Origin of the sequence: Thermococcus litoralis DSM 5473 (assembly GCF_000246985.2) — an archaeon.
GTDB lineage: Archaea > Methanobacteriota_B > Thermococci > Thermococcales > Thermococcaceae > Thermococcus_A > Thermococcus_A litoralis.
Genome location: NC_022084.1, coordinates 1642243 through 1667404, shown reverse-complemented (window position 1 = coordinate 1667404; position 25162 = coordinate 1642243). Strand labels below are relative to the sequence as shown.

Sequence of the window (25162 nt, the reverse complement as noted above, 5' to 3'; positions counted from 1 at the left end):
GTTCACTCCTCCACGAGTTTCATGACCTCTTCCCAAGCTTTCAAACTCTCAAGGGCGGCTTTTTCGTCCAGTTTTTCAATGGCAAATCCCGTGTGAACTATAACGTAATCACCAACTTTAACGTCCTTCACAAAATCTATGCGAGCTTCTCTCCTAACTCCGCCAAAATCAACTATTGCAACGTTATCCTTAATTTCAACCACCTTAGCGGGCATTGCTAAACACATTTTCCTCACCTAATCAAAACTACAGAAAGGAGTTTTTAATTCTTTTTTAAACCATAGGTTGTTCACAAAGTTGTGTATCATAAAAGGCCTATCTCAATCAAAGCCCGTTCTATGTCTTCTAGAGCCTTTTCATCAAGGGGCAAAGCCGGCATCCTCGGGTAACCCACTTCAAAGCCGAGCATCCTCATAGCCTCTTTTATTGCACTTATCTGGTTGTATTTCTTGACGACAACTTCATTGAGGTAGTTTATCATGAGCTGGAGCTTTCTTGCCCTTTCATACCTTTTCTCAAGAAATGCATTGTAAAGTTCAACACAAAGTCTCGGAGCAACGTTTGCAACTGCCACGACAGCCCCATGTGCCCCCAGCATCCACGAAGGATACATAACATCCGCGGTTCCGGCTAGGATATTTATCTTATCTCCTACCCTTCTTACAAGCTCTGCTATTCTCCCTATTGACCCGCTTGAATCCTTTATACCAACGATGTTGGAGTGCTCCTCCACAAGCTTCTCGACTACATCCAGATCTATGTTGATTGTGGTAAACTTTGGAACGTTGTAAAGCAAAATTGGAGCCTCTACCTCGTAGGCAATTCTGGAATAATGAGCGAAAAGTTCCCTCTTGTCAGGCTTGAAGTAGTACGGTGGGGCTATTAAGAGAGCATCCACCCCTATATCCCAAGCTTCTTTCGCAAGCCTTATAGTTTCCTTGGTAGAGTTCTCGGCAACGCCGGCTATAACTGGAACTGGAGACTCGTCTCGCACAATCTTAAGAACCCTAAGCTTCTCCTCAAAGCTCAAATAAGGGAACTCTCCATTGCTCCCCAAAGTTACTAAGCCGTTTAAACCAGCATCTGCAAAGTAGTGGACGAGATCACGCAGCATTTCTTCATTTATTTCTTCTTCATCATCAAATGGGGTTATATGGGGGACAAAAACTCCTTCAAACATAGGCATCAATTTAAAAAGGAGCTTTACCTAATTAAACCTTGCGGTGAGAGGAATGAGATGTTTGGTGATTGGACATTTAACCCACGACATCATAGTAAAAGATGGAAGAAAAACCGAGAGAATCGGCGGCGGAGCATATTATTCATCCCTTGCACTCTCAAAGTTCTGCGAAGTTGTCGTTTTGACTAAAATCGGAAAGGACTTTCCAATTGAGTGGCTTGAAGAGCTCGAATCTTACGGAATATCAACGATAATAATTCCCTCTGAAAAAAGCACAACTTATGAACTCCTCTACCTAGACGAAGAGAACAGACAACTCAAGCTCCTCTCCAAGGCTGATCCCTTCACCCTTGATGAAATCCCCCAAGAAAAGTTCGACATCATCTTGCTAAATCCCGTTGCAAATGAGATTCCTCCAAATGCCTTGGAGCTTGTAAAAGCCAAGGAAGTTGCCGTGGATATTCAAGGGTTTATTAGAGATTTTAAAAACGGCAGGGTTGGGTTAAAAGAGATAAACGGAGAGTTTTTAAAAAATGCACATGTTGTCCATGCAGACGTCAATGAGTTCCAACACGTAAAAAACCTAAACCCGGATGATCTTGAGGTTCTTTTGGTCTCAAACGGTTCCGAAAGTGGAGTAGCTTATCATAAGGGAGAGAAGTACATTTATTACCCCCTCAAAATAGATGCAAAGGAGCCCACAGGAGCTGGAGATGTTTTCCTCGCAAGCTTTGCATATTTCTATAGGGAATGTCCCTTCATTCAAGCCCTAAAGAGAGCTAATGCCTTTACAGCAGCGTTTCTAGAGAGACGAACAATTGACTTCCCCATTGCTGAAGCCATGGAAAAGACTAAATTCGTGAAAGTAGAAAAAGTAAACACCGATGAGGAAACGTCAGCACGCTGAGGGGTGATGAGAAGGGACTTGACCGAGGTGATTATATGGAGCGATACGTCCTCCTCCTAAAATCCCCCAAGGGATACAACATAAATCCAATCAAGGAAGAGATAGAAAAGCTCATACAAAGCAAATATCCCGAGGTTAAAGCCGAGCTTCATAGGTGCATAAGCTTAACCGTAGACCTCGTAATACTGCACAAAGACGGTATAGTGCTCATAAAGAGGCGCAATGAGCCGTATAAGGGCTACTGGGCACTGCCGGGAGGATTTGTGGAGTATGGGGAGAGAGTAGAAGATGCTGCCATAAGGGAAGCAAAGGAGGAAACCGGGCTGGATGTCGAGCTTTTAGACCTGATAGGTGTTTACAGCGATCCGAAGAGAGACCCGAGGGGGCATACGGTTACAATAGCGTTCTTAGCCAAAGGAAAGGGAACGCTGAAAGGGGGAGACGATGCGAGCGAAGCAAGGGTCTTTAAGCTTGACGAGGTAAAAGATTTGAAACTCGCTTTTGACCACGGAAAGATTATAGAAGATGCATTCCGTGTTTTTAGGTGATTACAATGATAGACAAAGTTGAGTTTGGGAGAATAAGTGTGAATGGAAAAGAATACTCTCACGACATCGTTATCTACCCCTCGGGAAAAGTTGAAAGGCGCAAAAAGTGGATTTCAAAAGAAAAACACGGAACAAGCCACAAGCTCGACCCGGAGGAGCTGAAGGAGTACTTAAAAGAAGACTTCGAAGTTCTCGTCGTTGGAACGGGCATCTATGGAATGCTTTCACTCCTTCCAGAAAGCAAGAAGCTAATAGAGGGGAAGGAGGTAATCGAAAAGCCTACTCCTGAGGCGGCAAAAGTCTTCAACGAGCTTAAGGGAAAGAAAAGAATCCTCGGAATATTCCACATCACCTGCTGAGCCTTCCAAGGAGGAATGCCAGAGTTAAAGAAGTCACAAGGGCTATCACCTCGCTCCCAATTACATTAAAGCCTACAAAAATCGGAAGGGCAATGATGCCGAAAACTATACCAACGATTATGAACATGAGGATTATCTGCGGCCATCTAAGCTCGGGAATACCAATCTCTTCTCCCCTATACCTGAAAAAATAAAGCATCGTTATGGAAGAGGCTATAAACGGAAGGAAAAGAGCGTAGGGCAATAAAACAAAAGCCTCTGAGCCATAAAAGACGCCGAGAGTTACTAAGGAAAGTCCCAAGAAAGTCGGGATAAGAGTCATTGACATAACTTTTGCAATGACAAAGTCTCTCTTTTTTATGGGGAGAGTCCTGAGAAAGTCTAGATTCTTTCCCTCAACTTTGAGAACTGCATCAGCACCCGGAACGGAAAACAGACCAATCATAAAAAGCACTGGTAAAAGATCTTCTAATCCCAATTCCCCCCTCTGAAGTGCAGATACAAGTGTTGGAAAAATTACGTAAATGGGGAAGAGAAAAGCTACAAGCATCGCCGGTTTTCTAACGAATATCTTGAAATCTTTTAAAACCAGAGTTAAGATTTTGCCCCTTGGCGATGCCCTGAACTTTGAGATGCTACGCCTTTCCGAAACCACAGGAGGTTCGAGAATCTTTTTCCATACTCCTTTGAGGGTTAGATGATACACGAGTCCAAAGATACTCAAATAAGCAAGAAAAAGTGCCATACTCCGCAGAGGGTCAAAGATAGAGGAGACGGCAAAAGGATACGCAATAAAGTACTTTTCCACTATTCCAGCAACCTGTTCAGAGTGCTCCCTTATGTAGTACTGAAGGTAGTTCATCATCATGAACATGCCTATGAAAAGCAGAAACATCACAACCCTAGCAAAGCTCTTCAAAGAATGCCCCTTTCCTGCCCTTTGATGTATCCTGAGAGAGAAAAAGTTAACCAAAAGCAATCCAAGTGTGTGCCCTAAAAATAACCCTAGCAGCAGCCAGAGGACTGCAAGAAGCCCCGATAAAGGGTATTTCACCATAAGGAAGAGGGCACTTGGGAGGACTGTAGCTAAGGAAGGAGAAATTTCAAGAAGCAAAAGACCGCTGAGATATCTGGAGCCCATTTTTATTGGGAGGAGCTTTAAAGGTTCAAACAACCCCACCGAAAGAACATAGGAGGTCTGCACTGCAGTAACGTACATCGCGAAGACAAACGGTATCAGCGCAAGGGATACCATTAGAGAAGAAAGAACCAGCTTCTCATTGGTAAAAGCAAAGGTAGACGCCATCAACAAGCCAAATGGAAGAAAACCAAGTACCTGAACTCCAATGCTCCTTTTAATGTTCATCGCATTTTTAATTGCCCTTTGGAACTGTTTCTCATCGTTTGCTACCAGAGGGTTTCTCTTTGCTATCTGGTAATGAAGCTCGCGATAAAGGATTTCCAGCATAAGACCACCTATAAAGCTTCTTTCAGAGCCTGCAAAATATTTTCCACTTCTCCTTTGCTCTCCGTCAGCTTGAGGAAAATATCTTCCAAGTTTTCTTCATGAACTTTCTCTTTTAACTCCTCCATTGTTCCTTCCACAATAAGCTCTCCCTTATAGATAAGCCCAATTCTGTCGCATATCATCTCTGCTAAGGGCAACACATGAGTGGAAAACACTATGCTCTTCCCCTCTTCCTTGAATTCGAGCAAAAGCTCCCTTAATATCCTAGCACTTTTAGGATCAAGGCCGTTCATGGCTTCATCAAGAATAAGAACCCGTGGGTCGTGAAGCAGGGCAGAGATGAGAGAAATTTTCTGCTGTGTGCCAAAGCTCAGCGTTCCGATAAACTGATCGAGGTACTCCTCGATCCCAAAGGCTTTGACAAGATAGTTAACCCTCTCCTCCAGCTTTTCTTTAGCAATTCCCCTAACACTCCCAACAAAATTAAAGAACTCTTCTGGCGTTAAGCTTTCATACAGAACAGGGGTTTCGGGCACAAATCCCACGACCTCTTTCACCTTTACGGGGTCTCTTAAAGGGTCAATGCCCGCTATACTTACACTTCCAGAAGTCGGTTTGAGTATACCAACCAGAATCTTCATTGTGGTCGATTTTCCACTTCCGTTGGGGCCTAGAAGTCCATAAATTTCGCCATCATTAACCCTAAAGCTTATCCCGTTGAGTACTGTTTTCTCGCCAAACCTCTTAGTGAGATTTTCCACCACGATCATAAGCTTGCCTCGATTAATTGAGAACCACTGCTCTAATAAACCTTTTGAGAGAGATTTATAACCATGAAATGCAAAAATGATAACATGAAAATCCTACTCGTCACGGGAATCCTCGCAGAGCCTCTGGTTAGGAAGTACGGAGAAGGATGTGATGTCTTTGTATGTCCCGTTAGTGTGGCAGCTTTTCTCACTCCAAGAATGATTGTAAACTGTTTAAAAAAAGCCCGTATAAGGGATTACGATCTCATACTAATCCCCGGACTCGTGAGAGGGTCGGCACAGGAGATAGAAGATGCCACTGGAATTCCGACGTTTAAAGGCTCGAGAAACGCTTACGACATTCCTCAGGTGATAGAGGCAGTTAAAAAAGGGTTCAAGCTGAGCAAAGAAATCCCCGCCGATGATCTGTTCGAAATAGATGCCCTCAAGAAAGTCGAAGACATTAAAAACCAAACAAAAAACAAGAAATACATTGAAAAAGCCCTCAAGAAGCCCTATAACTTCCTTATAGGAAATTTGCCAGTTGGACTTGACTTTCCGCAGAGAATAATAGCCGAAATCGTAGATGCCCCAAAGCTCAGCTTCGAGGAGCTTTTTAATAAAGCCCTCTATTACCTCAAAAGTGGGGCAGATATAATTGATCTGGGGATGGTGAGTGGGGAAGAAAACCCCGAATTCGCTGAGATAATTCCAGGGCTTAGAGAAGCCCTAAAAAGCTCAGGCTATAGGGTTCCGATAAGCTTCGATTCCCTAAACCCAAGAGAACTTGAAAGAGCCCTTGACTTTGCTGACTTATTTTTAAGCGTTGATGAGAGCAACCTAGAGGCTATGATAACTGAAAAGCCCGTCGTTTTGATTCCAACTAACCAAGAAAAAGGCTACTTTCCCATCAATCCCAAAGAGAGGGTTGAATTCTTAGAGAAGCTTAAAGAAAAAGCACTTTCCTTGGGGTATAAGAGGGTCATTGCAGACTTGATTCTTGAGCATGTGCCCAATTTAGCCCGTTCCATCTCAGCCTTCCAGCTCTACAGAGAAAAGCATAAGGAAGATGTCCTCTTAGCTGGAGTTGGAAACGCTGTGGAGATGATAGACGCGGACAGCGTAGGAATTAACGCCCTATTGGCAGGAGCTGCGAAGGAATTGAACATTTCACTCCTCCTCACTACAGAGGTGAGTCCTAAGTGCAGAGGAAGCGTCAAGGAGCTAAGAAGGGCTTTGGACATGATGTTCTTCGAGATTCCCAAGGATCTTGGCTTTGACCTACTGCTCTTAAAAGAAAAGAAAAGCGGAAGTGTTACCTATGAAGTAAAATCCCCCGTTGTGAATGCCAAGGAAAAAGGCGTGGAGCTTGAGGATATCTACTTCAGGATCTTCCTTAAGGATGATAAGATATGGGTGATAGCCCACAAGGGCACTAAACAGCTTCTAACGGTGGTTGGGGAAGAACCAAACGCAATAATTGACACAATCTTGGAACACTTTGAAATTTCACCCAGACACGCTTTTTATCTCGGAAGAGAGCTAGAAAGGGCAAAAACTGCTCTCAAACTAAGGAGAAGTTATATGCAAGAGGGCGAACTATTCAAGGACTTCTACTGAGGAAAAGTATTAAAACCAAAAATGACAACCCATAACGAGGGTGATGAAAGCCTATCCCGAGCCCTATGGCAATGAGGAGTACAGCCAGGGCTGATCAGGGATTTTCAAAGAGCGGAACTCTCGGCTTCTTAAACTTCTCTTCCAGTTCTGATCTTTTTGCCCTAACCTTCTCCAAAAGCTCACCTATTTTTTCGTTTTCATGCTTTCTTGAAAGACTTACCAGAATCCCCTCGATAAAGCCCAGTATGGAAACGTTTATGAAATCCTCCCCTTTTTTGCTCGAGAGCTCCTTCTGAAGGGATACAAAGGAATCAATAGCCTTAAGGAGATGCTCTTCATTAAGCTCCTTACACAATGCCTTAACCTTCTCAACTTCCTCCATAGGAATCACCTCAGATTCAGCTTAAAGAACCTAACAGCGTTTTTATGAGCTGTTCTCTCTACCTCCTTAACAGGCATGTCCTTTATTTTAGCTATTTCCTCGATGGCGAACTTCACATAATACGGCTTATTCTTCTCGCCCTTGAAAGGACTCATATATGGAGCATCGGTCTCAACGAGAATGTTCTCAACGTCCAAAGCCTCTACAACTTTCCTCACTTCGGGGATGAAAGCCACCCCAGTGCTTATACCTATGAAATGCCCGTTCTCAGCGATCTCTTTAGCTGTTTCAACGTCCCCAGTATAGGAGTGGAAGTAGCCATGGATGCCTCTCCTCTGAATTGCCCCATAAACTTCTCTTTCAGCATCCCTCGCGTGAAGAACAACAGGCTTGCCAAGCTCAGCAGCGAGCTCAAGGAAATGGCTGAATATCTCACGCTGGTTCTTTCGTTCTTCTTCCGTTTTGGCATAGTGGTAGTCAAGCCCAATCTCACCAACGGCGACGATTTCATCCTTATGCTCTATTATAAATCCCTTAACCCTCCTGACCTTCTCCCAGTTGCCCCTCCTAGCTTCGTTTGGGGCAAATCCTAAGGTTGGAAATATGAAGCCAAAATAGGGCTTTAGAAGCTCCCAGCTTTTCCATACGTGGAATTTCCGATATTCAGTTATAGAATCCACTATGGCGTCAAGGTGTTTTTGGCTCTCTTCAACGATTGCAGGGATTTCCTTTTTAAACATCTCCACATGAGCGTGAGCGTCTATCACTTGAACCCCCTTCCATCATAAAGAAGGGAATAGAAAAGCTTTTCTATTTAAACTCTACAAAAATTATGGGTGGTAAAATGGAATGGGAAGATATTATTCAGGATGATCAAATTATCAGGTACCTTTGGGAAAAATCACCCAAAGAAGCCTTGGGCTTTCTGATTTTCAACAAAGAACATGAAGCCAAATTTTACAAAGAACTTTCTGAAAACTGCAGTTTAGAAAGTGTTAAGACGCTGTTTTCTTCATTTTCAGAAGAGAGCCTCAAGGAGAAAAATGAGCTTTATGGAAAGTTCCAGCTTCTGTATCCAGGGGAAGAGCCAAAGTTTCCTGAACTCTCATTTTTCCAGAACAAAAGGGTCACAAAAGATCTTAACACTATTAGAGAGCATCTTAAAATTCTCAGAACGTGCATGGACTTGGAGCTTTCTATGAAAGAAACCTATGAGATTGTCTCAAAGGTGATAAAAGATGACAACCTAAAATCAACCCTATCTAAGCTTTCCCACATTGAAGGAGAGTACTATGACAAGCTGAGGGAGCTTTACGAGCTTTTACTTGCACTTTCCGAAGATGAAGTTAAGCTCAAGGAACTTGTACCGGGAGGCTATCTTTTCTCCACCAAGTTCAAAGCACGCTATTTCCTTTTGAATCTCACCGATAAACATAGAATGGCAATCATAACAAGGGACTCCCCAGATGAAGTCAAAAAATTGTTTAAGGATAACGTTGAAGTGTATTGGTTAACAAACATCCCGACAGTTGGCTCAATCTCTCCAGACAGGTTCGACGAAGCGAGAAAATTCATGATTGATTTCCTGAAACAGGGGCACTCTATTTTGGCTATAGAGGGAATAGAGCACCTGAATGCAAAACTTGGATTTAAAAAGTTCTTTGAAGTACTGACTTACCTCAAAGACTACGCAATAATAAACCAAAGCTACGTAATCTTATCCGGTGATTTGAATGCTTTTAACGAAAGTGAAAAAGGCATTTTGAGCTCAGAATTTCACCTCATCTCCTAGCCCTCTCTTTTTCCAAACAACCTTTCCGTCTTTCCTAACGACAGCCAGTATTCTATGGTATGGAATCTGGGTATCTTCAATGAAGAAATAGCCATGGCCAAGCTCTATGAGCTTTACGGGGATCTTTTTAACATTTCCATATGCTCCCCGATGCTCAATAACAATGTAGTAGTCCTCCTCATTTTCCCTAGGGTCGTATTTAATTTTGGAGAGAACCTCCTTAACGAAGCCCTTTCTCACTCAAAGACCCCCAAAACCTTTTTGATTAATTCAAAATTCTCTTCCCAGTTTGTTATAGGCTTTCCATGTCCGGGCAAGGCAATGTAAACATCCAGTGCTTCCAGCTTCTTTAGGCTTCTTACCAATTCTTCAAAGCTCCCCGTGGGCAAGTCAGTCCTTCCAACCGTGCCCTTAAACACAGTATCCCCTGTAAAAAGGACTTTTTCCTCTGGCTCATATAGACAGAGGCTTCCTGCAGTATGGCCGGGCGTATAAATAACTTTAAGCTCCTTACTTCCGACCTTCAAAACGCTTCCATCATCAAGCCTTATATCAACATTATGCGGCATAAACCGTCTTCCATAGGCGTATGAGAGAATGACGTAATCGTTTCCCTTTTCAAGAGCCTCCGCTGTGAGAGTGTGGGCAGCAAAGAAAACTTCAATATCTCTCTCCTCCAAAAACTCCTTAAACTTTCTATTTCCTCCAATGTGGTCGAAGTGCTCATGCGTATTCAGAATCGTGACTTTTTCTAAACCCTCAAGGTAGCCTTCCCTATCAAACACCTCAAAATACCTGTGCCAGTAAACCCCTGTTCCAGTATCAACTATCAAGCCTTCTCTCCGATCTCGAAACAAATAGATGTTTGAATCATACCCTATCCCCTTGAGCATTACCGTGTTTGGTGGGATTTCTATGGGAATCATTGTAATCACCTCAAAAAGGCTCGAGGGGGGACCGCCTCTTCATCTCGGGGGAGCAAGTCCCGTCAGGAGGGATGAATCTCTTCATCGCCCAATTTAACTAAAAACTAGATCAGAGCAGGGATTTATCACCTAATCTTTGGGTCTATCATCCTACTTTAAAAGAGAATACAAATCTCTCTTTAAAAAGGTTTGTCTCACAAACAGATACTTCCTTAATTTAAATTTAATCAAATCAACAAGTTGATACTCAGGAAGTGATTAAATTATTTTCTATTAGATACAAAGAGTTGCAATACAAAAGAACGTCCCCATGGCAATAAATTCACAAAAAAAGAAATCTAAAAGGACATAACTTGCTTTGCCAATTTTTTTAGTTTTGGATGGACATATTCGCCTTTTTCAATTATTTTTGTACTATCTCCAACCACAGTAGGACTCAAGCAAATTCCATCCGTATGACTCTTTGCTGCCCCAACTTTACCTCTAAAACTCGCAGCTTGGTTTCCAAGTCCCCACTCTACTGCTCCCCAGATTCGTTCATCCTCTAGTATGTTTCCCGTTAACTTCGCACCAGGATTGCATCCATAAGAGATATGTGCAATTTTGAACATATTTGGATCTTTAAAGCTCTTTAACCACTTCTCAAATATCTTGGCCTCTTGTCCACCTTCTATTCTAACTACCGTGCCCTGTTCAACTTCTAGGATAATTGGCTCCCTTAGCACACCAAGTTCTTGGGGAGGCCATACTGAACCGTCAAATACTATTGTTCCGTTAATTGTCTCCTCCACTGGTGCCCAATCCACTTGTCCTACGAGCATGTAGTCCCCCGGGCCGCGGACATCTCCTTCTGTAAATATCGGCCTTGAAGGGTCGTTTTCAAACTCAACACTAGTTCCTGCCGGGGTTGTAATTTTCATTTTCTTTGTGTTTTTTGTAATTTCTGCCAAAACTCTCTGGAATTCAAGCAACTTTGGAATATTCACTCTACCTACAGTTCTAACGATCATATCTGAATCCATCCCAACTAAACAAATGTATCTGACAGTTCCTTCCTCCATTACACGATCCCAAGGGGTGGAATATAGTAACCAGCTCTTGTTGAACTCAATCCATACGTCTGCGTTTTTTAGTGCGGCTTCTAGAGGTTTTAAAGGTAGATAAGGATCTGCGGCTTTCCCAACGTGTGGAGGCATTGGATACCAAAGGACTAGGGGTTTTGCCCCCAAAAGCTTGGCTGCTTTGGCAGTTGCTTCAACTACGTTAAAATCGCTTCCAGTATCTGCTGTTATAACAACAGTTTCGTTAGCCTGAACTTTCATTATTTTGTTTAACAACTTATGAGCACTTTCCAAGACTTCAATTGACAAATAGCCTAACATAAAAATCCCCCCTTTTAAGAAAAATACCGTTTTTTGCTATGGCTTAATTTAAGGGATACCAAATTCTCCGCTATTTTTACTGCAGCTCCAGCAGGGTCAATAATAGGTATAGCCATATGTTTTTGAAGCCTTTCTGCTAAGCCTGCAAACCCTGTACACCCGAGTACTATTACTTCCGCCCCGTCTTTCTCTGCTTTTTTACACTCTTCTAAGAGCAGATTAACTGTTTTTTGCAAATTTTTTTCAATTTCTGGCACAGAAATGCCTATAGCTCGTATCGATACTACGAACTCCTCGAAGTTTAGTTTTTTTACTAGCTCTTCGAATATTGGAATTCCCGTCTTAGAAACAGTTACAATTCCAATTTTCTTACCAAGAACAGAAGCTAGAGCTAACGACGCTTCGCAAGGGCCAACGACAGGTTTGTCAAGGAGTGACCTTATAATATCAACTCCTGGATCTGCGCAGCAGTTTACTATTATAGCATCATAACTCTCATGATTCTTTAGCGCTGTTTCCACGATTCTTGGTATAGCATCGGCTTCAGTTTTTCTAGTTTCGATTGAAATTGGGCCCTCCCCTAAACTAATTACCTCTATCTCTGTCTCTAGAGAAGCAAAGCTCTGGTATATTTTTTTGTCTGTTTCATCCCATCTCGAAGTTCCAACAGGGTTTATTACAAGAATTTTCATAATTTTCACCTCCAAAACAAGAAAAAGTAAAAGTACCTACCTGGAATATTTCTTCTCAATTGGTGTGTACTCTATATCCAAACCAAGATATTTTGGGCCGAAAATTTCAAGCCCTTTTGGTGTTCTCCATATTTCTGGTGCTGGAAACCCAACGACTGCGTATTCTTTTCCTTCCTTTACGTTTGGGTTAGTAACTGGATATCCATCTAGTGTTAATACAGAGATTAAATCGGGGATTGTTACGTCCACCTTTCCGTTTTTCCATGAAATAAGGTTCTCATTTTTGAAAAAGACTTTGTAAACTTGGCCTTTGAATTCGTCAACACCTTCAAGCTCGAATTCCCCAATTGTAAATCCACTTTCATCTCTCCAAGTGGATCTTGTTACAACTCCTTTAAAGAGCAAGAATCCGTTTCCTGTCTTTATAAGTGACTGTATTGGATCTCCTCCATTCTCTCTTGCAGTCCTTAGAGCTCTTCCTAATTTGAGAGCATAAGTTATTGCATCTGGGACTACAGAACTCTTGAGTGTCTTTCCATCGATGGGATGGGATGTTACTCCTACGTTGGTTCCCGTAGCGGCAACAATGCCCCTCACTATCTTTTCAGCTTGTACATCGTCTTTTACCTTAGGGATAATAATTTCATCTCCAAAAGGTGTAACTACAGAAAATGGCGTCATTTGAATTCCAAGGATATAGTAGGTAGTATGTTGTAACTCCGGCACTGACCTTCCAGCGGGATCTCCATCAACAATAGGTCTCCCTAACATAGCGGCTGTTACAAGGGCTGCAGCAGTATTTGCTCCACCAAGCTCAGTTGAGATGACACCCTCGAATTTCTTACCCATGTACTCCTCAAGAACTTCATATGAACGTGCGGCCTCTCCATGCGGATATGCGGATTCAACTTTTTTCCCAGAAACTGAACCCACAAAATATGGCATCGGTACGATACCGTCAGGATGTATATCTTCAAGCTTTACTAGTTTGAACTCTCTTCCTTCTTTTAACGCCTTTTCTATCATTTCCCATCCTTCTTCAGGGTTTCCTCCGCCTCCGGTTCCTAAAACTGTGCAACCCTCTACAATGTCCCTAAGTTCGACTTCATTCAATACTTTCATCTTCAACCCTCCCTGAAAACAACCCTCTTTTTCCATGCCTAAAAACTAAAGACAAAGAGCGTGCAACGGAATAAGTAACTAACAATGGTTCCAAAACTGGAATTTGAAACTCTTCCCATATTTCTTCTCTTAGCCTTTTGGCTATTGTCATGAAGCCTGTACATCCCAAAACAATAACATCCGCACCTTTGTCTATTGCTTCGAGGCATGCATCCTTTGTAGCCTTGTACAGCCTTTCATCAGCCTCTAAGATATCGTCTACTGAAAATTTAATTTTGTGAACCGAGACTAGCTTATCAAATATTCCATACTCCCTTGCTTGAATTCTAGTCCAAGAAATCATGTTATCTCCTGGACCAATAACTGAAAACTCTCCGAGCATAGCCGCTATATGCATAGTGGTTTCTCCTACCCCGAAAATCGGAACGTTTAGATTTTCCCTAAGCTCAAAGAGACAAGGATCGGCAAAGCAGTTTATTACTATCGCGTTAGCGTTCTTTAGCATGTCCAGATTTTCAAGAAGCCTAGAACACGCTAGTGTTTTGTCAGTAAAGCTTTCTATTGTTTTTGGCCCCTCTTTTAGAGATAATACTGAAAATTCATCATTTGGGAAATATTTAGAGATGTACTCTTTTGTTGCTTTGTCTAGTCCTCCTTTTATAGGATCAACAATTAATATCATCTCACATCTCCTCCGCAAAATGGCACCTAACAAAATGGCCTCTTTCGAGTTCGATCATTTCAGGTTCCTCTTTCTTGCAAATATCTTTTGCATATGGACATCTTGGGTGGAATCTGCAACCCGATGGTGGGGTTAATGGGCTTGGAATCTCTCCACGGACAATTTTATGTCTTCTTATAGAACGAACTTTTGGATCAGGGATAGGTATTGACTCAAGTAACATTTTTGTATAGGGGTGTTTTGGATGATCAAAAACTTGATTAATATCTCCGCTCTCAACTATTTTCCCGAGGTACATGACTCCTACTTTGTCTGCCAGATACCTAACTACTCCCAAGTCGTGAGAAATAAACAAATATGTGAGTCTAAGGTCTTTTTTAAGATCTTCCAAGAGATTTAATACTTGAGCTTGAACAGAAACGTCTAATGCAGAAGTTGGCTCATCTAGAACTATAAATTCAGGATCTAATGCAAGAGCCCTAGCTATTGCAACTCTTTGACACTGACCTCCGCTAAGTTCGTCCGGATACTTGTTGGCATGTTCTTCACTTAGTCCAACCGCTTCTAATAGCTCTAAGATTCTATCCCTAACATGCTCATAACCATGCTCCTTTAGCGGTTCTGCGATAATATCAAATACCGTCAGCCTAGGATTCAAAGAAGAATAAGGGTCTTGGTATATCATCTGCATCTTTGGTCGTATCTTTTTTAATTCCTCTTTTGGAAGTGCTGTTATCTCAGTTTCTCCAAAATACACCTTACCAGAGGTTGGTTCATAAAGTCTTAAGATCGTTCTTCCTAGTGTAGATTTTCCACTTCCACTCTCTCCCACTAATCCGAATGTTTCTCCTTTTTTTATTTCAAATGAAACATCATCAACTGCTTTTAGCCACATAGTCCTTTTTCGTAAGAATCCTTGTTTTATTGCGAAATATTTCTTTAAATGTTCTACTCTAATCATCGGAATTCCCCCCATAGAGATGACAGGCTACAAAGTGATTTGGAGAATACTCACATAGTATAGGCTTTTTTTGTTTGCAAATCTCACTAGCATAGTTACATCTTGGATGAAACCTACAACCAGTAGGTGGATTCAACAAACTTGGTACACTTCCTTTGAGGGGTTCGAGCTTTTTCCTGTATCTGGGATCTGGAACTACGGAAAGTAGCCCTTGGGTATATGGGTGTAAGGGGGTTTCAAATAACTCTTCAGTTGTTGCTATTTCAACAATGTTCCCTGCATACATAACACCAACCCGATCACATATTTCTGCAACAACCCCCAGATCATGAGTTATAAACAGAACTGAAAATTCGTATTGATCCTTTAGCTCGAGTATTAATTCGAGTATTTGTTTCTGAATGGTAACATCAAGAGCTGTTGTTGGTTCATCTGCTATAAGGAGTGAAGGATTAGAAGATAAAGCCATTGCAATCATAACTCTTTGTCGCATCCCTCCGCTGAGTTCATGTGGGTAAGAATTGAGAATTCTCTCTGGATCTGGAAGTCCCACACTTTTTAGGAGTTCCTTTGCATGTTTCTCGGCCTCTTCTTTTGAGAGATTATTGTGAAGAGTGATTATATCGAGCATTTGATCTCTTATTTTAAAGAGAGGGTTTAAAGATGTCATTGGATCTTGGAAGATTATTGAAATTTCCCTTCCTCTAATTTTTCTCATTTCTTCCTCGGATTTTTCAAGAAGGTTTTCTCCTTTAAATAATACTTCGCCAGAAACTTCCGAATTTGGGGGTAAAAGCCTGAGTATAGTGCTGGCAGTTACACTCTTTCCGCAACCTGTTTCTCCAACGAGCCCAAAAATTTCTCCTTTTCTAATTGTAAAGTTTACCCCATTTAGAACCTTTGCGATTCCCCATAATGTTCTGAAATTTACATATAACTCCCTTATCTCGAGGAGATTTTTCATAGCAACCTCCTCCTGAGTCTTGGATCAATAACCTCTCTCACAGCGTCTCCAACTAAGTTGAACGCAATAACTGTAACAAATATTGCAAGGCCTGGAAATACTGGGTACCACCAGTAATTTAGAAAGTAATTTTTCCCTTCACTAATCATTAGCCCCAGTCTGGTGTTGGAGGTTGAACACCCAGACCAAGAAAACTTAGGGCTGCTGCTTCCAATATGGCAGAGCCAATATCCATCGTTGCTTGGACAATTAAGGGGGAGATAGAATTTGGAAGAATATGTCTTAGCATTATTTTCCAATCTGCTATTCCCATTGCTTTTGCAGCCTCTACATATGGTCTGTTTTTCACTGAAATTGCCATTCCTCTTGCTAGTCGTGTATACCATGGCCACCAGCTTATAGCTAAAGCTAGAATTGCATTTAACATTCCTCTTCCTAAGGTACTTGCAATTAATAACGCTAAAAGCAGAGGCGGAAATGCTAGAAATACGTCAGTAATCCTCATAATCACTATATCAAACTTCCCTCCAAGATATCCTGCTATTAGACCTAAGAAAAGGCCTATAATAACAGCGATAGTGACTACTGAAAACCCGATGATAAGAGAGGTTCTAGCTCCATAAATTACTCTACTAAGAATGTCCCTTCCCATGTGGTCTGTTCCAAAAGGATGTTTCAGACTTGGAGGCTGTAGTCTTTCTTTAAGATTTGGTTCTCCCTTAGCCTGCTCGGGATAAGGAGCTAAAAATGGTGCAAAAATTGCAGTTATAACGAGTAACAATATTATCATCATACCTATTACAGAAAGTTTATTCCTGAACAGAATTCTTATGTATTCTTCTTTTCGCATTTAACCCACCTCACAATTCTATTCTCGGATCAAGATATACTTGAATTAAATCAACAATGAGGTTAATGAAGACATATGCAATTGCTGCAATTATTGTGACCCCCAAGATTGCAGGATAATCCATACTAAGGATAGAGTATGCAGCATACCTACCAAGACCTGGCCAATTGAAGATTAACTCAACTAAAAATGCTCCAATTAGAGTGTACGCAAATGATAGACCAACAGTTATTAAGGCGGGAGCTATGGCATTTTTTAAGGCATATTTAAAATAAATCTTCTTGGGCGGGATTCCATAAGCCCAAGCGGTTCTTATATAATTTTCTTGAAGGACCTCTATCATCATTGAGCGAACTTGCCTTGTTATAAGCCCAATTGGATACATTGCAAGCGTGATAGCTGGCAGAATAATATGTTTTAGTGCATCTACAAAAACCACAAAGTTGCCAGTAATTAATGAGTCTAATAGATAGAATCCTGTTATCGTTCTTAGGGGATGCTCCAAGATGACAACACTATCTACCCTACCTGCTAAGGGCAAAATTTCTAGGTATTTAAAGAATATCAGCTGCAAAATCATTCCAAACCAGAAAGTTGGTAAAGACACACCGCTTATTGCGAGTATTCTACTTAAATTGTCCAACCAAGAATCTTTTTTAACTGCAGAGTAGACCCCCAAAATAATGCCAATTATTATTGCAATAAATTCAGAGACAAGTATTAATTCAAAAGTAGCGGTGAATGCTGATTTTAGGTCTTGTGTGACGGGATTATGAGTCCTTATGGATACTCCCAAATCCCCATGGAGAAGCGAGGACAAATAATAAAAATATTGTTTTATTACTGGTTCATTTAAATGCAATTCTTCCCTGGCTTTCTCAATAGCCTCTTTAGTAGGGTGAGCCCCAACCCATAAAGCTGCTGGATCGGAGGGAATTATCCTTGACACAAAAAACACAACTGTGATAACTCCCAAAATAACGAATATTGCCAATACAACTCTGTATGCAATGTACTCTCCGAATTTCCTAGCCACTTTACTCGCCCCCTTTCTGTAATAAATAGAAAAAGAAAGACAAATCATATCTTTCTTAGTTCATAAAAGAAAACTACTTCCGGATATGCAGGATATGCTTTGAATCCTTTGATACTTTTATGGACGGCGTAGATATAGTTTGGCGAATAGAAGAAAATCGCTGGAGCATCGTCAATTAGGAGCTCTATTGCTTGTTTGTATAACTGTTCAGCTTTTTGCGGATTAGAAGCTTCTAAGACTACAGCTTGATCAATAAGGTTGTCGAATTCAGGGTTACAATAGTAGCACAAGTTGAACAGGGTCTCATTTTCGCAATGGAACATGTTAAAGAGATAATCGTATGGTGTGGGATATGTGGGCCACCAATAGAATAAGAGGATGTCTTGAGCATTTTGTGGATCGCTCCTAGCTAGTGCCCACTGCTGTTCCCAGTTCATTGGACGGATTTCTACCTCTATTCCAAGCTTCTGCCACTCAGCCTTAAGAACTTCAGCAACTTTTCCTTCTGCTTCATCACCTTGCGTGTATGTAAGGAGTAATTTAAATCCTCCATTAGGATATCCTGCTTCAGTAAGAAGCTGTTTTGCTTTTTCAATATCATAAGTATAAGTTGGGAGATCTTCAAAGTATCCCATTATTCCCTTTGGAATTGGACCCTTCGCTATGTATCCATGACCGCCAAGAACGTAGTCTACAATATCCTTGTATGGGACTGCATAACTTAGAGCTTTTCTAACGAGCTTATTGTTCAATGGTTCTTTTTTTGTATTTAGCATTCCATAAAGAACACGGAAAGAAGGCTCTTCATGTAGCACTATATTTGGATTCTGTTGTAGCTGAGGTATATCATCAAGTGGAAGGTTTTTGGCTATATGTACTTCTCCACTTGTTACCATCTGTTCCCTAAGAGCTGGGTCAGGGACTATTTTTATTATCGCCGTGTCAAACTGATCTTTTTCCCATCCACCCCAATACTCATCAAATTTTTTGAAAACTACCTCTGTTTTTGGATCATACTTCACTATTGCATATGGGCCTGTTCCTGCATCATGTCCTTGATTAAGATATTCTGTGATAGCTTTATCGTCTCCAATCTTTGAAAGAAAGGCACTGTCCATGATATATGCCCCATATGCAGAGGAAGCAATCAAAGGAAGATTCGCTGGATACTTGAGTTTGAATTTAACTGTATAATCATCTATGATCTCTATACTCTCAATTGGATCCCAAATAAAAGCTGGGCCCATGCCCATTCTAATTGTTCGTTCTATGCTCCATTTTACATCTTTTGCTGTCATCTCATTACCACTATGGAATTTCACTCCCTTCCTCAGGTGAAATACCCACTCGGTACCATTTTCATTGTGTTCCCATGAAGTTGCAAGCCAAGGTTCTAATCCCTTATCAGTATACTTCACAAGGCATTCGTATAAGTTAGCTAACATTATTATTGAATTAGAAAACTCAATACTGGGATCTAACGTGATCATTTCAGACTCGTAGCCATATATCACAACGTTGGAAACTTGAGATTCAGTTTCTGTAGAGGATGGGGTCTCTTTGGAGGATTGAACAGTGGAAGTTGTTTCTCCCCCAATACATCCACTGGCAATAACTCCTAATATTACCAGACTCATTAAAAATATACTAATAGCAACTTTTTTCATCTTATATTTCCTCCCATATATTTATTTATGTTAAGTTGGAGTTTTTAAGTGACAGACTAATTGTTTTTGCCTGAATTACAGAGACTTAGGAATGGTCGTGCCATTTTATCCAAAATACCGCGCAAGTTTGTTGTTATTTTGCCTTTTTGTCAATTCACTGAGATATTATGTAGTTCTTTATCAATTAGGCTTATTGATTTTTAAAATATATAAAGTTTATTATTAAAATTTATCAAACAATATTGAAAAATATTGTAAAAGAGAGATACCATGCACCTTCTTCAAATGAGGTTATGTTTCAAATTTTTTCATCACTGAATAAATAAAGACATTAATCGACCAAACTTAGTAAGAGGCTCTATTTTTGTTTACTACCGTGTTTATATGTCATTTTCTTTGAGAATAACTTTGGACTCGCAACAACTGGAAGAATTATGTATTTCTCTATTATCTCTCTACTTGTCAAAAACGAGTCTATTGTATGCTTGAGTTCTTTGAAATTTTTGTCAAAAAACTTTATCACCAAGTCGTATTCTCCAATATATTCATCCACTTCGAACACTTTTGGATTTTCACACGCTTCTTTTATAAAAAGGGTTATGTTCTCTTTCTTGATGTTTTTCTGAAATTTTATTATAACATCAGCCGACGCCATATCAAACTCCTCAAAAAGCAACAGCCCTATTATCTGGAGACCTTTTTCCTGTAATGCCAAACGTCTTCTCCTTGCAGTTGGAACTGAAACCCCAACAATATTTGCTAGGTCAGTATCTGATAATCTACCGTCTTCTCTTAATGCGAGATAGATTTTCACGTCAATAGTATCAAGTTTACCCCCACTGATCTCTTTCCAAAATTTTATTTCCTCTTCATCCAAGTTTATACTTCTTTCTCTGTTCTTTCCCATAATGTTCACCCAAAATATTTTCTTGTTATTGAATTTGTTTTGCTATAGAAATATTTTAAAATATTATGCATTCATACTGCTCTTTCCTTTTTTAAACTCGAATAGTAGTAAAGTTAGTTGTCAGATAATCATATCTAGAAGATGAGGTAATCTTTATAACTTTATCCGCAGTATTTTGAATAGCTTCACTTAACCCCTCTTCTGGTGCTATGACTATAACCTTTTTTCCAACTTTTTTTGCTTCAAAAAGAATCGGCATGAAGTGAGTATCCCTGACACCCAGTGCTATGACGTCTATTCCCGAATTGTAGAGGAGTTTCATAGACTCAACAGCAACAGCAACATCGACTCGCCCATTAACAATAACTGGCTCTAAGCCATAATTAACAACAGCTTCAATAAGTTTTGGAGTTGCATTGTGATTAAGAATAACTTTTCCTATGGCAATTCTACCCTCTTTTCTTAAGATTTCTAAAATTTCCTCTAGACTAAGATTAAACCTTCTAACTAAAATGTTAGGACCATTAACAATTAAACCAATTTGAGTCTTTTCTTTTATTTCCATGCGTTGCTCCTCCTCAATAAAAATAAACAAATAAAGGGGAAGTCATAATGGAATCTTTATATCATCTCTATCTTTCTCTAAATAGTCTAGACTAACTTTCACCGCCAGTTCTATTGCCTTTATTTCAGCTTCTAGACACATACTGGGGGTATTTTTTCCTAAAAGGAAAAATTTATTAACAACCTGATCTGGAGTGTATGGGACATGAATGAATCCTGCTTTAAGTGGATATCCTTCAATTTTTGAGAAGTGTAATGTCTTGAACATCACGTAATTGCAAAGATACGTGCCGGCACTATATGAAATTGTAGCTGGAATACCATTATCCCTGAGTGTCTTTGTAATGGCTCTAACTGGAAGTGTGGCCATATATGCAAGAGGTGCGTCTTCTTCAATTTTCTCATCTATAGGCTGATACCCATCATTATCTGGGATTCGAGCATCAATGATGTTTACAGCTATTCTTTCTACTGTAATATTGCTATATGTTGGGGCCAATCCTAAATTAATCACTATTTCCGGTTTTATTTCTTCTAAATATCTCTTTAGCTCAATAGTGGCCCGTTTTACAGATACTGGCAAAACTCTTCCATAAACCATTGCATTGCCGATTTGTTTTCTGTCAAAATATTTAGCAATTTGTTCGGTTGGGTTTTTGCTATCCCCACCAAATGGTTCAAATCCTGTTATCAATACTTTTTTCATATTCTGCCCTCCAAGTACTTGTATGCCAAAAGCGAATATATTGCACTTCCTATCCAAAGGACATCTTCGTCAACATTGAATTTCGGATGATGGTGAGGATAAATTATTCCTTTCTCTTCATTTCGTATTCCTAAAAGGATGAAGAGTCCTGGACTTTTTGTGGTATAAAAGGCAAAATCTTCAGCCCCCATAGTTGGCCTAGGTTCTACCACTTTTCCAATGTCGGAAAGCACATCTTTTGCAAATTTAGCAAGGTTTTCATCATTTATAGTGGGAGGGATATACTCCATAGTCAATTCAAATTTTCCTTCAGTTCTCATACCTTTTGAGTATTCCTCTGTTATCTGTTCCATCCTTTCAATTATATAATTTCTTACTTCTTCACTAAATGTTCGTATAGTTCCCAAAAGCTCCGCAGTTTCTGGAATTACATTAAAAGTAGTCCCAGCTTTTATGCTAGTAACACTAATAACTGCAGGCTGAAGAGGGTCAATTTCTCTAGATATAATCTTTTGGTAAGCGTTTACTAAATCAACTGAAGCTGCAATAGGGTCAATTGAGAGATGGGGAACAGCACCATGGCCTCCTTTTCCCTTTATTATCACTCTAAAAGCATCTGCCGATGCTAAAAGTGGACCACTCTTTATGCCTATTGCTCCCGAAGGTAGTTCCGCCCATACATGAATACCAAATACTGCATCTACATCATCTAAGTGTCCCTCCTCTACAATTTTTTTAGCTCCAAGACCACCTTCCTCAGCGGGTTGGAAAATGAGTTTTACAGTTCCATTCAAGTTATCTTTTATTTCAGCCAATATTCTTGCTGCTCCGAGGAGCATTGCTACATGAGCATCGTGTCCACAAGCGTGCATTTTTCCCAGAATTCTGGACTTATAGGGAACGTCATTCTCCTCCTGAACAGGCAAAGCATCCATATCAGCCCTCAAAGCCACAGTTTTTCCCTCTTTACTTCCCCTTAGAATCCCTATGACACCAGTTTTGGCAGTTCTAATAACCTCATAACCAAGTTTTTTAAGTTCTTCAGTAACTATCTGAGATGTTCTCTCTTCTTCATATTTAAGTTCAGGATACATATGGAAATCACGACGTTTTTCGATAATGTAATTCTCCAATTCCTTAGCTTTCTTTATTATTTCCTCTTTCATGCCTTCACCTCCAAAAATATTAAATTCAAAATAATCGAAAAATAAAAACTGTATGAGTCATAAAGAAACTACAGCTTCCTTGAATTTCTGGAAAATTTCTTCCTCTGGTTTTGTAACTAATGCCACTACTACAGTCACAATGACATTTACAAGTACACCCCAAAGACCAAAGTGAATTCCTAATGGATTTGTTTTTAGTACAAGACGTAAGTATGTAATTGTTATCAACCCTGCAATCATCCCTGCCCCAGCGGCATATTTGTTCATTCTCTTCCAAAATAGTCCAAACACCGCAGCTGGAAACATTTGTGTCATTCCTGCATATGCCAAGAGCAACAATGAAACGAGCCTCCCAGGGGTATACAAGGCCAAAAGCATTGCTAAAGTACCAAGAATAACAACTGAGGCTCTACTTGCTATAACAAGCTCCTTATCTGATGCATTAGGCTTTACAATCGTGTACAAGTTCTTGGACAACAGTCCTGCCAATGAAAGGAGTATTGCACTTGCTGTCGATGCTGCTGCTGCAAATCCAGCAGCACCTACTATCCCCAATACCCACGATGGATACGTAATTTCGACAGCTTTTAAAACGGCTTCATCAGGAGCCCCAAGTTTTAGACCTAAAGCAGCTACTGTAAAGCCTGCTAAAATTACAGGAATCATGAATATTGAATAGATCGGCAAAAGGACATAATTTCTTTTTAGAGTCTTAAGGTCTCTTGCTCCGTATATGGACGGATACATTTGGGGGTACATAAAGAAGCCTAGGCCACTAAGAATTAGCGTAGAAACATACCACGCTATCCCCATTGGAGGATGAAGAATTAAATGATCGGGTTTTGTTTGTGCTAGAGTTTTGAACAGCTCACTAATTCCTCCAAACTGTTTGAAAGGAATTGCAAATAGAACTGCCCATGCAACTATGAACATGAGAGTCGCTTGAAGCAGGTTTGTCCAAGAAATTCCCCTTAATCCACTTGTATATACGTAGATCATCATAATGACCATTCCAATTATTATCCCTGCCCTTGTAGAAATACTCCCAAGAGATCCTACATTAACAATATAACCCAGTCCTTGTAGCTGTAACTGGAGATATGGAATATTAAATATAATTCCAATCAATGCAACTATTACTGCAAGAGTTTTGCTGTTGTATCTTACCTGGAAATAGTCCGCTTGAGTTACACACCCAAATGCCTTACCTGCTTTCCATACATATCTTGCATAAAAGTAGCCGAATGAATAAGCTAGGGCTCCATACCCAATTGCATACATTATTGGCATACCATACGAATATGCCCAGCCTCCAGTTCCTAGGAATGCGTATGCACTGTAAATTTCACCGGCCATAAGTACATATAAAAAGATCAATCCGAGACCTCTTCCTGAAACTAGATATCCTTCAAGAGTAAACTTCCTTTTGATTCCTGCCATTACACCCACTATGAGGCTTAACAGAACCCACCCTAACACTAATAGCAATGGGACTGTTGCACTACTCAAGTAATCCACCTCCTAGCTCAAATTTGTACGCCCCATATAGACATAAAGATGTCAATATCAACCATAGGGTGTTCCAAAACATCAGTGGAGGCATTCCTAGGATCAGTGGCTCTGCTTTGTTGAAAAATGGCGAGATAACGACATATGCTATCCAGGGTATTGTTCCCAACAATATTGCATAAGTATATGCTTTTGTTTTTTCCATAAGGTAGCACCTCCTAATTGAAAACATAATCATAAAGTAGATAAAAAATGTAATATTTATACCTTTTTGTTTAAAATCTTACATCATACTAAGACAAATTTGTTCATCTTTATACTGTAATCTATAGAACTTCCAAACTTTATCACATTACTTTTATCTATTGTATTTAAAGAATCTGAAGTATAGTGACGAATAGTATCAATCTTGGCTTGTCAAACAGAGAAGATACCACTAACTCTAAAAAATTAACATAAACTTAAAAAGTGAGAGATAACATAATCAAAATTTCAGTTTAAATGATTTATACCATGCCTTGGGGCTCCCTATTGCAGGATACACTTGGTACTTTTCTATGATTCTTTTTTGTCTATTTCTGAGAAACTTGTCAATGTGATATCTAAGTCTTTCAAGATTTGTTTCAAAGAATCTTAGTAAGATATCATAATCCCCTCCAATGTATTCGGTTACTTCATATATTCTTGGATTGCTAAGAGCTTCATTGATAAATTCATTAATCTCTTCGATTCGAGCTTCTTTATCTAATTTGACTAATACATCAGCATATACAACATTTGCTGCTTTCAAAAGTAACAGACCAACTATTTGTAAAATTCCTTCTTCTTGAAGCTTTAGACGACGACGTCTAATAGTGGTAACTGAAACACCTAGTTTTTCAGCTATTTTTGTGTCACTCATCCGACCATCTTCTCGTAATAGTTGATAAATTTTGATATCTAAATCGTCTAGTCTTCCTTTGAAAATCTTCTTTAAAACTGCTATTTCCGTGTCATTTTCCTCCATTTTTGAGTCCTCCTCAG

Annotated in this window: 30 protein-coding genes; 5 read left to right on the top strand and 25 right to left on the bottom strand. The window is 40.0% G+C overall.

Features of this window, described 5'->3' with window-relative positions; genetic code table 11:
* Positions 1 to 2 precede the first annotated feature (2 nt).
* A complete protein-coding gene (locus tag OCC_RS09050; protein WP_004068835.1) occupies positions 3 to 227 on the bottom strand; it encodes a HypC/HybG/HupF family hydrogenase formation chaperone in 225 nt (74 codons plus the stop codon).
* A gap of 77 nt (positions 228 to 304) precedes the next feature.
* The gene (gene dapA / locus OCC_RS09045) at positions 305 to 1186 is read right to left on the bottom strand and encodes a 4-hydroxy-tetrahydrodipicolinate synthase (RefSeq protein ID WP_238565056.1); all 882 of its coding nucleotides are present in this window, start codon (positions 1184 to 1186) and stop codon (positions 305 to 307) included.
* A gap of 46 nt (positions 1187 to 1232) precedes the next feature.
* Here dapA and OCC_RS09040 point away from each other — a divergent pair, with 46 nt between their 5' ends.
* From OCC_RS09040 to OCC_RS09030, 3 genes are read left to right on the top strand one after another with little or no spacing between them, the layout of a single operon-like run.
* Positions 1233 to 2087, top strand: coding sequence for a PfkB family carbohydrate kinase (locus OCC_RS09040; protein WP_004068839.1), 855 nt, complete (start codon positions 1233 to 1235; stop codon positions 2085 to 2087).
* A gap of 35 nt (positions 2088 to 2122) precedes the next feature.
* Positions 2123 to 2635 carry an NUDIX domain-containing protein gene (locus OCC_RS09035; protein WP_004068841.1) on the top strand — a complete coding sequence of 171 codons (513 nt, stop codon included), beginning with the start codon at positions 2123 to 2125 and terminating at the stop codon, positions 2633 to 2635.
* A 5-nt stretch (positions 2636 to 2640) separates the two neighbouring features.
* Positions 2641 to 2994 (top strand): Mth938-like domain-containing protein, encoded by a 354-nt coding sequence (locus tag OCC_RS09030; protein ID WP_004068843.1) that lies wholly within the window; start codon positions 2641 to 2643, stop codon positions 2992 to 2994.
* Here OCC_RS09030 and OCC_RS09025 read toward each other — a convergent pair.
* Together OCC_RS09025 and OCC_RS09020 are read right to left on the bottom strand one after the other, a co-directional pair.
* Positions 2984 to 4462 carry a hypothetical protein gene (locus OCC_RS09025; RefSeq protein ID WP_004068844.1) on the bottom strand — a complete coding sequence of 493 codons (1479 nt, stop codon included), beginning with the start codon at positions 4460 to 4462 and terminating at the stop codon, positions 2984 to 2986. The two genes, OCC_RS09030 and OCC_RS09025, sit on opposite strands and share 11 nt — an antisense overlap.
* Before the next feature lie 8 nt (positions 4463 to 4470).
* The gene (locus OCC_RS09020; protein WP_004068846.1) at positions 4471 to 5232 is read right to left on the bottom strand and encodes an ABC transporter ATP-binding protein; all 762 of its coding nucleotides are present in this window, start codon (positions 5230 to 5232) and stop codon (positions 4471 to 4473) included.
* 84 nt (positions 5233 to 5316) lie between these two features.
* On the opposite strand from OCC_RS09020, the gene OCC_RS09015 reads away from it, so the two are divergent.
* Positions 5317 to 6831, top strand: coding sequence for a dihydropteroate synthase-like protein (locus tag OCC_RS09015; protein ID WP_048874712.1), 1515 nt, complete (start codon positions 5317 to 5319; stop codon positions 6829 to 6831).
* A gap of 94 nt (positions 6832 to 6925) precedes the next feature.
* On the opposite strand, the gene OCC_RS09010 is transcribed toward OCC_RS09015, so the two are convergent.
* Positions 6926 to 7213, bottom strand: a complete 288-nt coding sequence (locus tag OCC_RS09010; RefSeq protein ID WP_004068850.1) for a DUF3216 domain-containing protein — start codon at positions 7211 to 7213, stop codon at positions 6926 to 6928.
* Between the two features lie 5 nt (positions 7214 to 7218).
* Positions 7219 to 7980 (bottom strand): YchF/TatD family DNA exonuclease, encoded by a 762-nt coding sequence (locus OCC_RS09005; protein ID WP_004068853.1) that lies wholly within the window; start codon positions 7978 to 7980, stop codon positions 7219 to 7221.
* Positions 7981 to 8057: 77 nt separating this feature from the next.
* Here OCC_RS09005 and OCC_RS09000 point away from each other — a divergent pair, with 77 nt between their 5' ends.
* Positions 8058 to 9005 (top strand): DUF835 domain-containing protein, encoded by a 948-nt coding sequence (locus OCC_RS09000; protein ID WP_004068855.1) that lies wholly within the window; start codon positions 8058 to 8060, stop codon positions 9003 to 9005.
* On the opposite strand, the gene OCC_RS08995 is transcribed toward OCC_RS09000, so the two are convergent.
* The 19 genes from OCC_RS08995 to OCC_RS08910 all read right to left on the bottom strand — a co-directional run bounded on the left by OCC_RS08995 (position 8982) and on the right by OCC_RS08910 (position 25145).
* A complete protein-coding gene (locus OCC_RS08995) occupies positions 8982 to 9245 on the bottom strand; it encodes a DUF504 domain-containing protein (RefSeq protein ID WP_004068857.1) in 264 nt (87 codons plus the stop codon). The genes OCC_RS09000 and OCC_RS08995 overlap by 24 nt on opposite strands.
* Positions 9242 to 9931: an MBL fold metallo-hydrolase gene (locus OCC_RS08990; protein ID WP_004068859.1), complete on the bottom strand. Its 690-nt coding sequence runs from the start codon at positions 9929 to 9931 to the stop codon at positions 9242 to 9244. The genes OCC_RS08995 and OCC_RS08990 overlap by 4 nt, the downstream gene beginning before the upstream one ends.
* Positions 9932 to 10269: 338 nt before the next feature.
* Positions 10270 to 11313: an aminopeptidase gene (locus OCC_RS08985; RefSeq protein WP_004068862.1), complete on the bottom strand. Its 1044-nt coding sequence runs from the start codon at positions 11311 to 11313 to the stop codon at positions 10270 to 10272.
* Positions 11314 to 11327: 14 nt separating this feature from the next.
* On the bottom strand, positions 11328 to 12005 hold the full coding sequence (locus OCC_RS08980) for an aspartate/glutamate racemase family protein (protein WP_004068864.1): 678 nt from the start codon (positions 12003 to 12005) through the stop codon (positions 11328 to 11330).
* Between the two features lie 36 nt (positions 12006 to 12041).
* Complete coding sequence (locus tag OCC_RS08975; RefSeq protein WP_238565055.1) at positions 12042 to 13163, bottom strand: DUF917 domain-containing protein; 1122 nt, start codon at positions 13161 to 13163, stop codon at positions 12042 to 12044.
* Positions 13111 to 13809, bottom strand: coding sequence for an aspartate/glutamate racemase family protein (locus OCC_RS08970; protein ID WP_004068868.1), 699 nt, complete (start codon positions 13807 to 13809; stop codon positions 13111 to 13113). The genes OCC_RS08975 and OCC_RS08970 overlap by 53 nt, the downstream gene beginning before the upstream one ends.
* A gap of 1 nt (position 13810) precedes the next feature.
* Positions 13811 to 14770, bottom strand: a complete 960-nt coding sequence (locus OCC_RS08965) for an ABC transporter ATP-binding protein (RefSeq protein ID WP_004068871.1) — start codon at positions 14768 to 14770, stop codon at positions 13811 to 13813.
* Positions 14763 to 15734 (bottom strand): ABC transporter ATP-binding protein, encoded by a 972-nt coding sequence (locus tag OCC_RS08960; protein ID WP_004068873.1) that lies wholly within the window; start codon positions 15732 to 15734, stop codon positions 14763 to 14765. The genes OCC_RS08965 and OCC_RS08960 overlap by 8 nt, the downstream gene beginning before the upstream one ends.
* Positions 15731 to 15883: a hypothetical protein gene (locus tag OCC_RS12715; RefSeq protein ID WP_020953770.1), complete on the bottom strand. Its 153-nt coding sequence runs from the start codon at positions 15881 to 15883 to the stop codon at positions 15731 to 15733. The genes OCC_RS08960 and OCC_RS12715 overlap by 4 nt, the downstream gene beginning before the upstream one ends.
* Positions 15883 to 16584, bottom strand: coding sequence for an ABC transporter permease (locus OCC_RS08955; RefSeq protein WP_020953769.1), 702 nt, complete (start codon positions 16582 to 16584; stop codon positions 15883 to 15885). Before OCC_RS08955 ends, OCC_RS12715 begins: the two co-directional genes overlap by 1 nt.
* A 10-nt stretch (positions 16585 to 16594) precedes the next feature.
* On the bottom strand, positions 16595 to 17620 hold the full coding sequence (locus tag OCC_RS08950) for an ABC transporter permease (RefSeq protein ID WP_004068875.1): 1026 nt from the start codon (positions 17618 to 17620) through the stop codon (positions 16595 to 16597).
* A 44-nt stretch (positions 17621 to 17664) separates the two neighbouring features.
* Positions 17665 to 19287, bottom strand: coding sequence for an ABC transporter substrate-binding protein (locus OCC_RS08945; protein ID WP_004068877.1), 1623 nt, complete (start codon positions 19285 to 19287; stop codon positions 17665 to 17667).
* A 358-nt stretch (positions 19288 to 19645) separates the two neighbouring features.
* Positions 19646 to 20194 (bottom strand): Lrp/AsnC family transcriptional regulator, encoded by a 549-nt coding sequence (locus OCC_RS08940; RefSeq protein WP_004068879.1) that lies wholly within the window; start codon positions 20192 to 20194, stop codon positions 19646 to 19648.
* 91 nt (positions 20195 to 20285) lie between these two features.
* Complete coding sequence (locus OCC_RS08935) at positions 20286 to 20759, bottom strand: NYN domain-containing protein (protein WP_004068881.1); 474 nt, start codon at positions 20757 to 20759, stop codon at positions 20286 to 20288.
* Positions 20760 to 20801: 42 nt separating this feature from the next.
* Positions 20802 to 21464 carry a pyroglutamyl-peptidase I gene (locus OCC_RS08930; RefSeq protein ID WP_004068885.1) on the bottom strand — a complete coding sequence of 221 codons (663 nt, stop codon included), beginning with the start codon at positions 21462 to 21464 and terminating at the stop codon, positions 20802 to 20804.
* The gene (gene cpsA, locus OCC_RS08925; RefSeq protein WP_004068887.1) at positions 21461 to 22630 is read right to left on the bottom strand and encodes a carboxypeptidase CpsA; all 1170 of its coding nucleotides are present in this window, start codon (positions 22628 to 22630) and stop codon (positions 21461 to 21463) included. Before cpsA ends, OCC_RS08930 begins: the two co-directional genes overlap by 4 nt.
* A 57-nt stretch (positions 22631 to 22687) precedes the next feature.
* The gene (locus OCC_RS08920) at positions 22688 to 24148 is read right to left on the bottom strand and encodes a sodium:solute symporter family protein (protein ID WP_148290440.1); all 1461 of its coding nucleotides are present in this window, start codon (positions 24146 to 24148) and stop codon (positions 22688 to 22690) included.
* Positions 24132 to 24377: a DUF3311 domain-containing protein gene (locus OCC_RS08915; RefSeq protein WP_238565054.1), complete on the bottom strand. Its 246-nt coding sequence runs from the start codon at positions 24375 to 24377 to the stop codon at positions 24132 to 24134. Before OCC_RS08915 ends, OCC_RS08920 begins: the two co-directional genes overlap by 17 nt.
* A gap of 246 nt (positions 24378 to 24623) precedes the next feature.
* Positions 24624 to 25145, bottom strand: a complete 522-nt coding sequence (locus tag OCC_RS08910) for an Lrp/AsnC family transcriptional regulator (RefSeq protein ID WP_004068893.1) — start codon at positions 25143 to 25145, stop codon at positions 24624 to 24626.
* Positions 25146 to 25162: the final 17 nt, after the last annotated feature.

Excerpts from the sequence above, each read along its gene's own strand:
- OCC_RS08915 (WP_238565054.1), bottom strand. The coding sequence starts at position 24,377 with ATGATTATGTTTTCAATTAGGAGGTGCTACCTTATGGAAAAAACAAAA.
- OCC_RS08930 (WP_004068885.1), bottom strand. The coding sequence starts at position 21,464 with ATGAAAAAAGTATTGATAACAGGATTTGAACCATTTGGTGGGGATAGC.
- OCC_RS12715 (WP_020953770.1), bottom strand. The coding sequence starts at position 15,883 with ATGATTAGTGAAGGGAAAAATTACTTTCTAAATTACTGGTGGTACCCA.
- OCC_RS08940 (WP_004068879.1), bottom strand. The coding sequence starts at position 20,194 with ATGGGAAAGAACAGAGAAAGAAGTATAAACTTGGATGAAGAGGAAATA.
- OCC_RS09050 (WP_004068835.1), bottom strand. The coding sequence starts at position 227 with ATGTGTTTAGCAATGCCCGCTAAGGTGGTTGAAATTAAGGATAACGTT.
- OCC_RS09000 (WP_004068855.1), top strand. The coding sequence starts at position 8,058 with ATGGAATGGGAAGATATTATTCAGGATGATCAAATTATCAGGTACCTT.
- OCC_RS08970 (WP_004068868.1), bottom strand. The coding sequence starts at position 13,809 with ATGATATTAATTGTTGATCCTATAAAAGGAGGACTAGACAAAGCAACA.
- OCC_RS08980 (WP_004068864.1), bottom strand. The coding sequence starts at position 12,005 with ATGAAAATTCTTGTAATAAACCCTGTTGGAACTTCGAGATGGGATGAA.
- OCC_RS08960 (WP_004068873.1), bottom strand. The coding sequence starts at position 15,734 with ATGAAAAATCTCCTCGAGATAAGGGAGTTATATGTAAATTTCAGAACA.
- OCC_RS08935 (WP_004068881.1), bottom strand. The coding sequence starts at position 20,759 with ATGGAAATAAAAGAAAAGACTCAAATTGGTTTAATTGTTAATGGTCCT.
- OCC_RS08985 (WP_004068862.1), bottom strand. The coding sequence starts at position 11,313 with ATGTTAGGCTATTTGTCAATTGAAGTCTTGGAAAGTGCTCATAAGTTG.
- OCC_RS09030 (WP_004068843.1), top strand. The coding sequence starts at position 2,641 with ATGATAGACAAAGTTGAGTTTGGGAGAATAAGTGTGAATGGAAAAGAA.
- OCC_RS08965 (WP_004068871.1), bottom strand. The coding sequence starts at position 14,770 with ATGATTAGAGTAGAACATTTAAAGAAATATTTCGCAATAAAACAAGGA.
- OCC_RS09020 (WP_004068846.1), bottom strand. The coding sequence starts at position 5,232 with ATGATCGTGGTGGAAAATCTCACTAAGAGGTTTGGCGAGAAAACAGTA.
- OCC_RS09010 (WP_004068850.1), bottom strand. The coding sequence starts at position 7,213 with ATGGAGGAAGTTGAGAAGGTTAAGGCATTGTGTAAGGAGCTTAATGAA.
- dapA (WP_238565056.1), bottom strand. The coding sequence starts at position 1,186 with ATGCCTATGTTTGAAGGAGTTTTTGTCCCCCATATAACCCCATTTGAT.
- OCC_RS08945 (WP_004068877.1), bottom strand. The coding sequence starts at position 19,287 with ATGAAAAAAGTTGCTATTAGTATATTTTTAATGAGTCTGGTAATATTA.
- OCC_RS08990 (WP_004068859.1), bottom strand. The coding sequence starts at position 9,931 with ATGATTCCCATAGAAATCCCACCAAACACGGTAATGCTCAAGGGGATA.
- OCC_RS09035 (WP_004068841.1), top strand. The coding sequence starts at position 2,123 with ATGGAGCGATACGTCCTCCTCCTAAAATCCCCCAAGGGATACAACATA.
- OCC_RS09015 (WP_048874712.1), top strand. The coding sequence starts at position 5,317 with ATGAAAATCCTACTCGTCACGGGAATCCTCGCAGAGCCTCTGGTTAGG.
- OCC_RS08955 (WP_020953769.1), bottom strand. The coding sequence starts at position 16,584 with ATGCGAAAAGAAGAATACATAAGAATTCTGTTCAGGAATAAACTTTCT.
- OCC_RS08910 (WP_004068893.1), bottom strand. The coding sequence starts at position 25,145 with ATGGAGGAAAATGACACGGAAATAGCAGTTTTAAAGAAGATTTTCAAA.
- cpsA (WP_004068887.1), bottom strand. The coding sequence starts at position 22,630 with ATGAAAGAGGAAATAATAAAGAAAGCTAAGGAATTGGAGAATTACATT.
- OCC_RS08975 (WP_238565055.1), bottom strand. The coding sequence starts at position 13,163 with ATGGAAAAAGAGGGTTGTTTTCAGGGAGGGTTGAAGATGAAAGTATTG.
- OCC_RS09040 (WP_004068839.1), top strand. The coding sequence starts at position 1,233 with ATGAGATGTTTGGTGATTGGACATTTAACCCACGACATCATAGTAAAA.
- OCC_RS09025 (WP_004068844.1), bottom strand. The coding sequence starts at position 4,462 with ATGCTGGAAATCCTTTATCGCGAGCTTCATTACCAGATAGCAAAGAGA.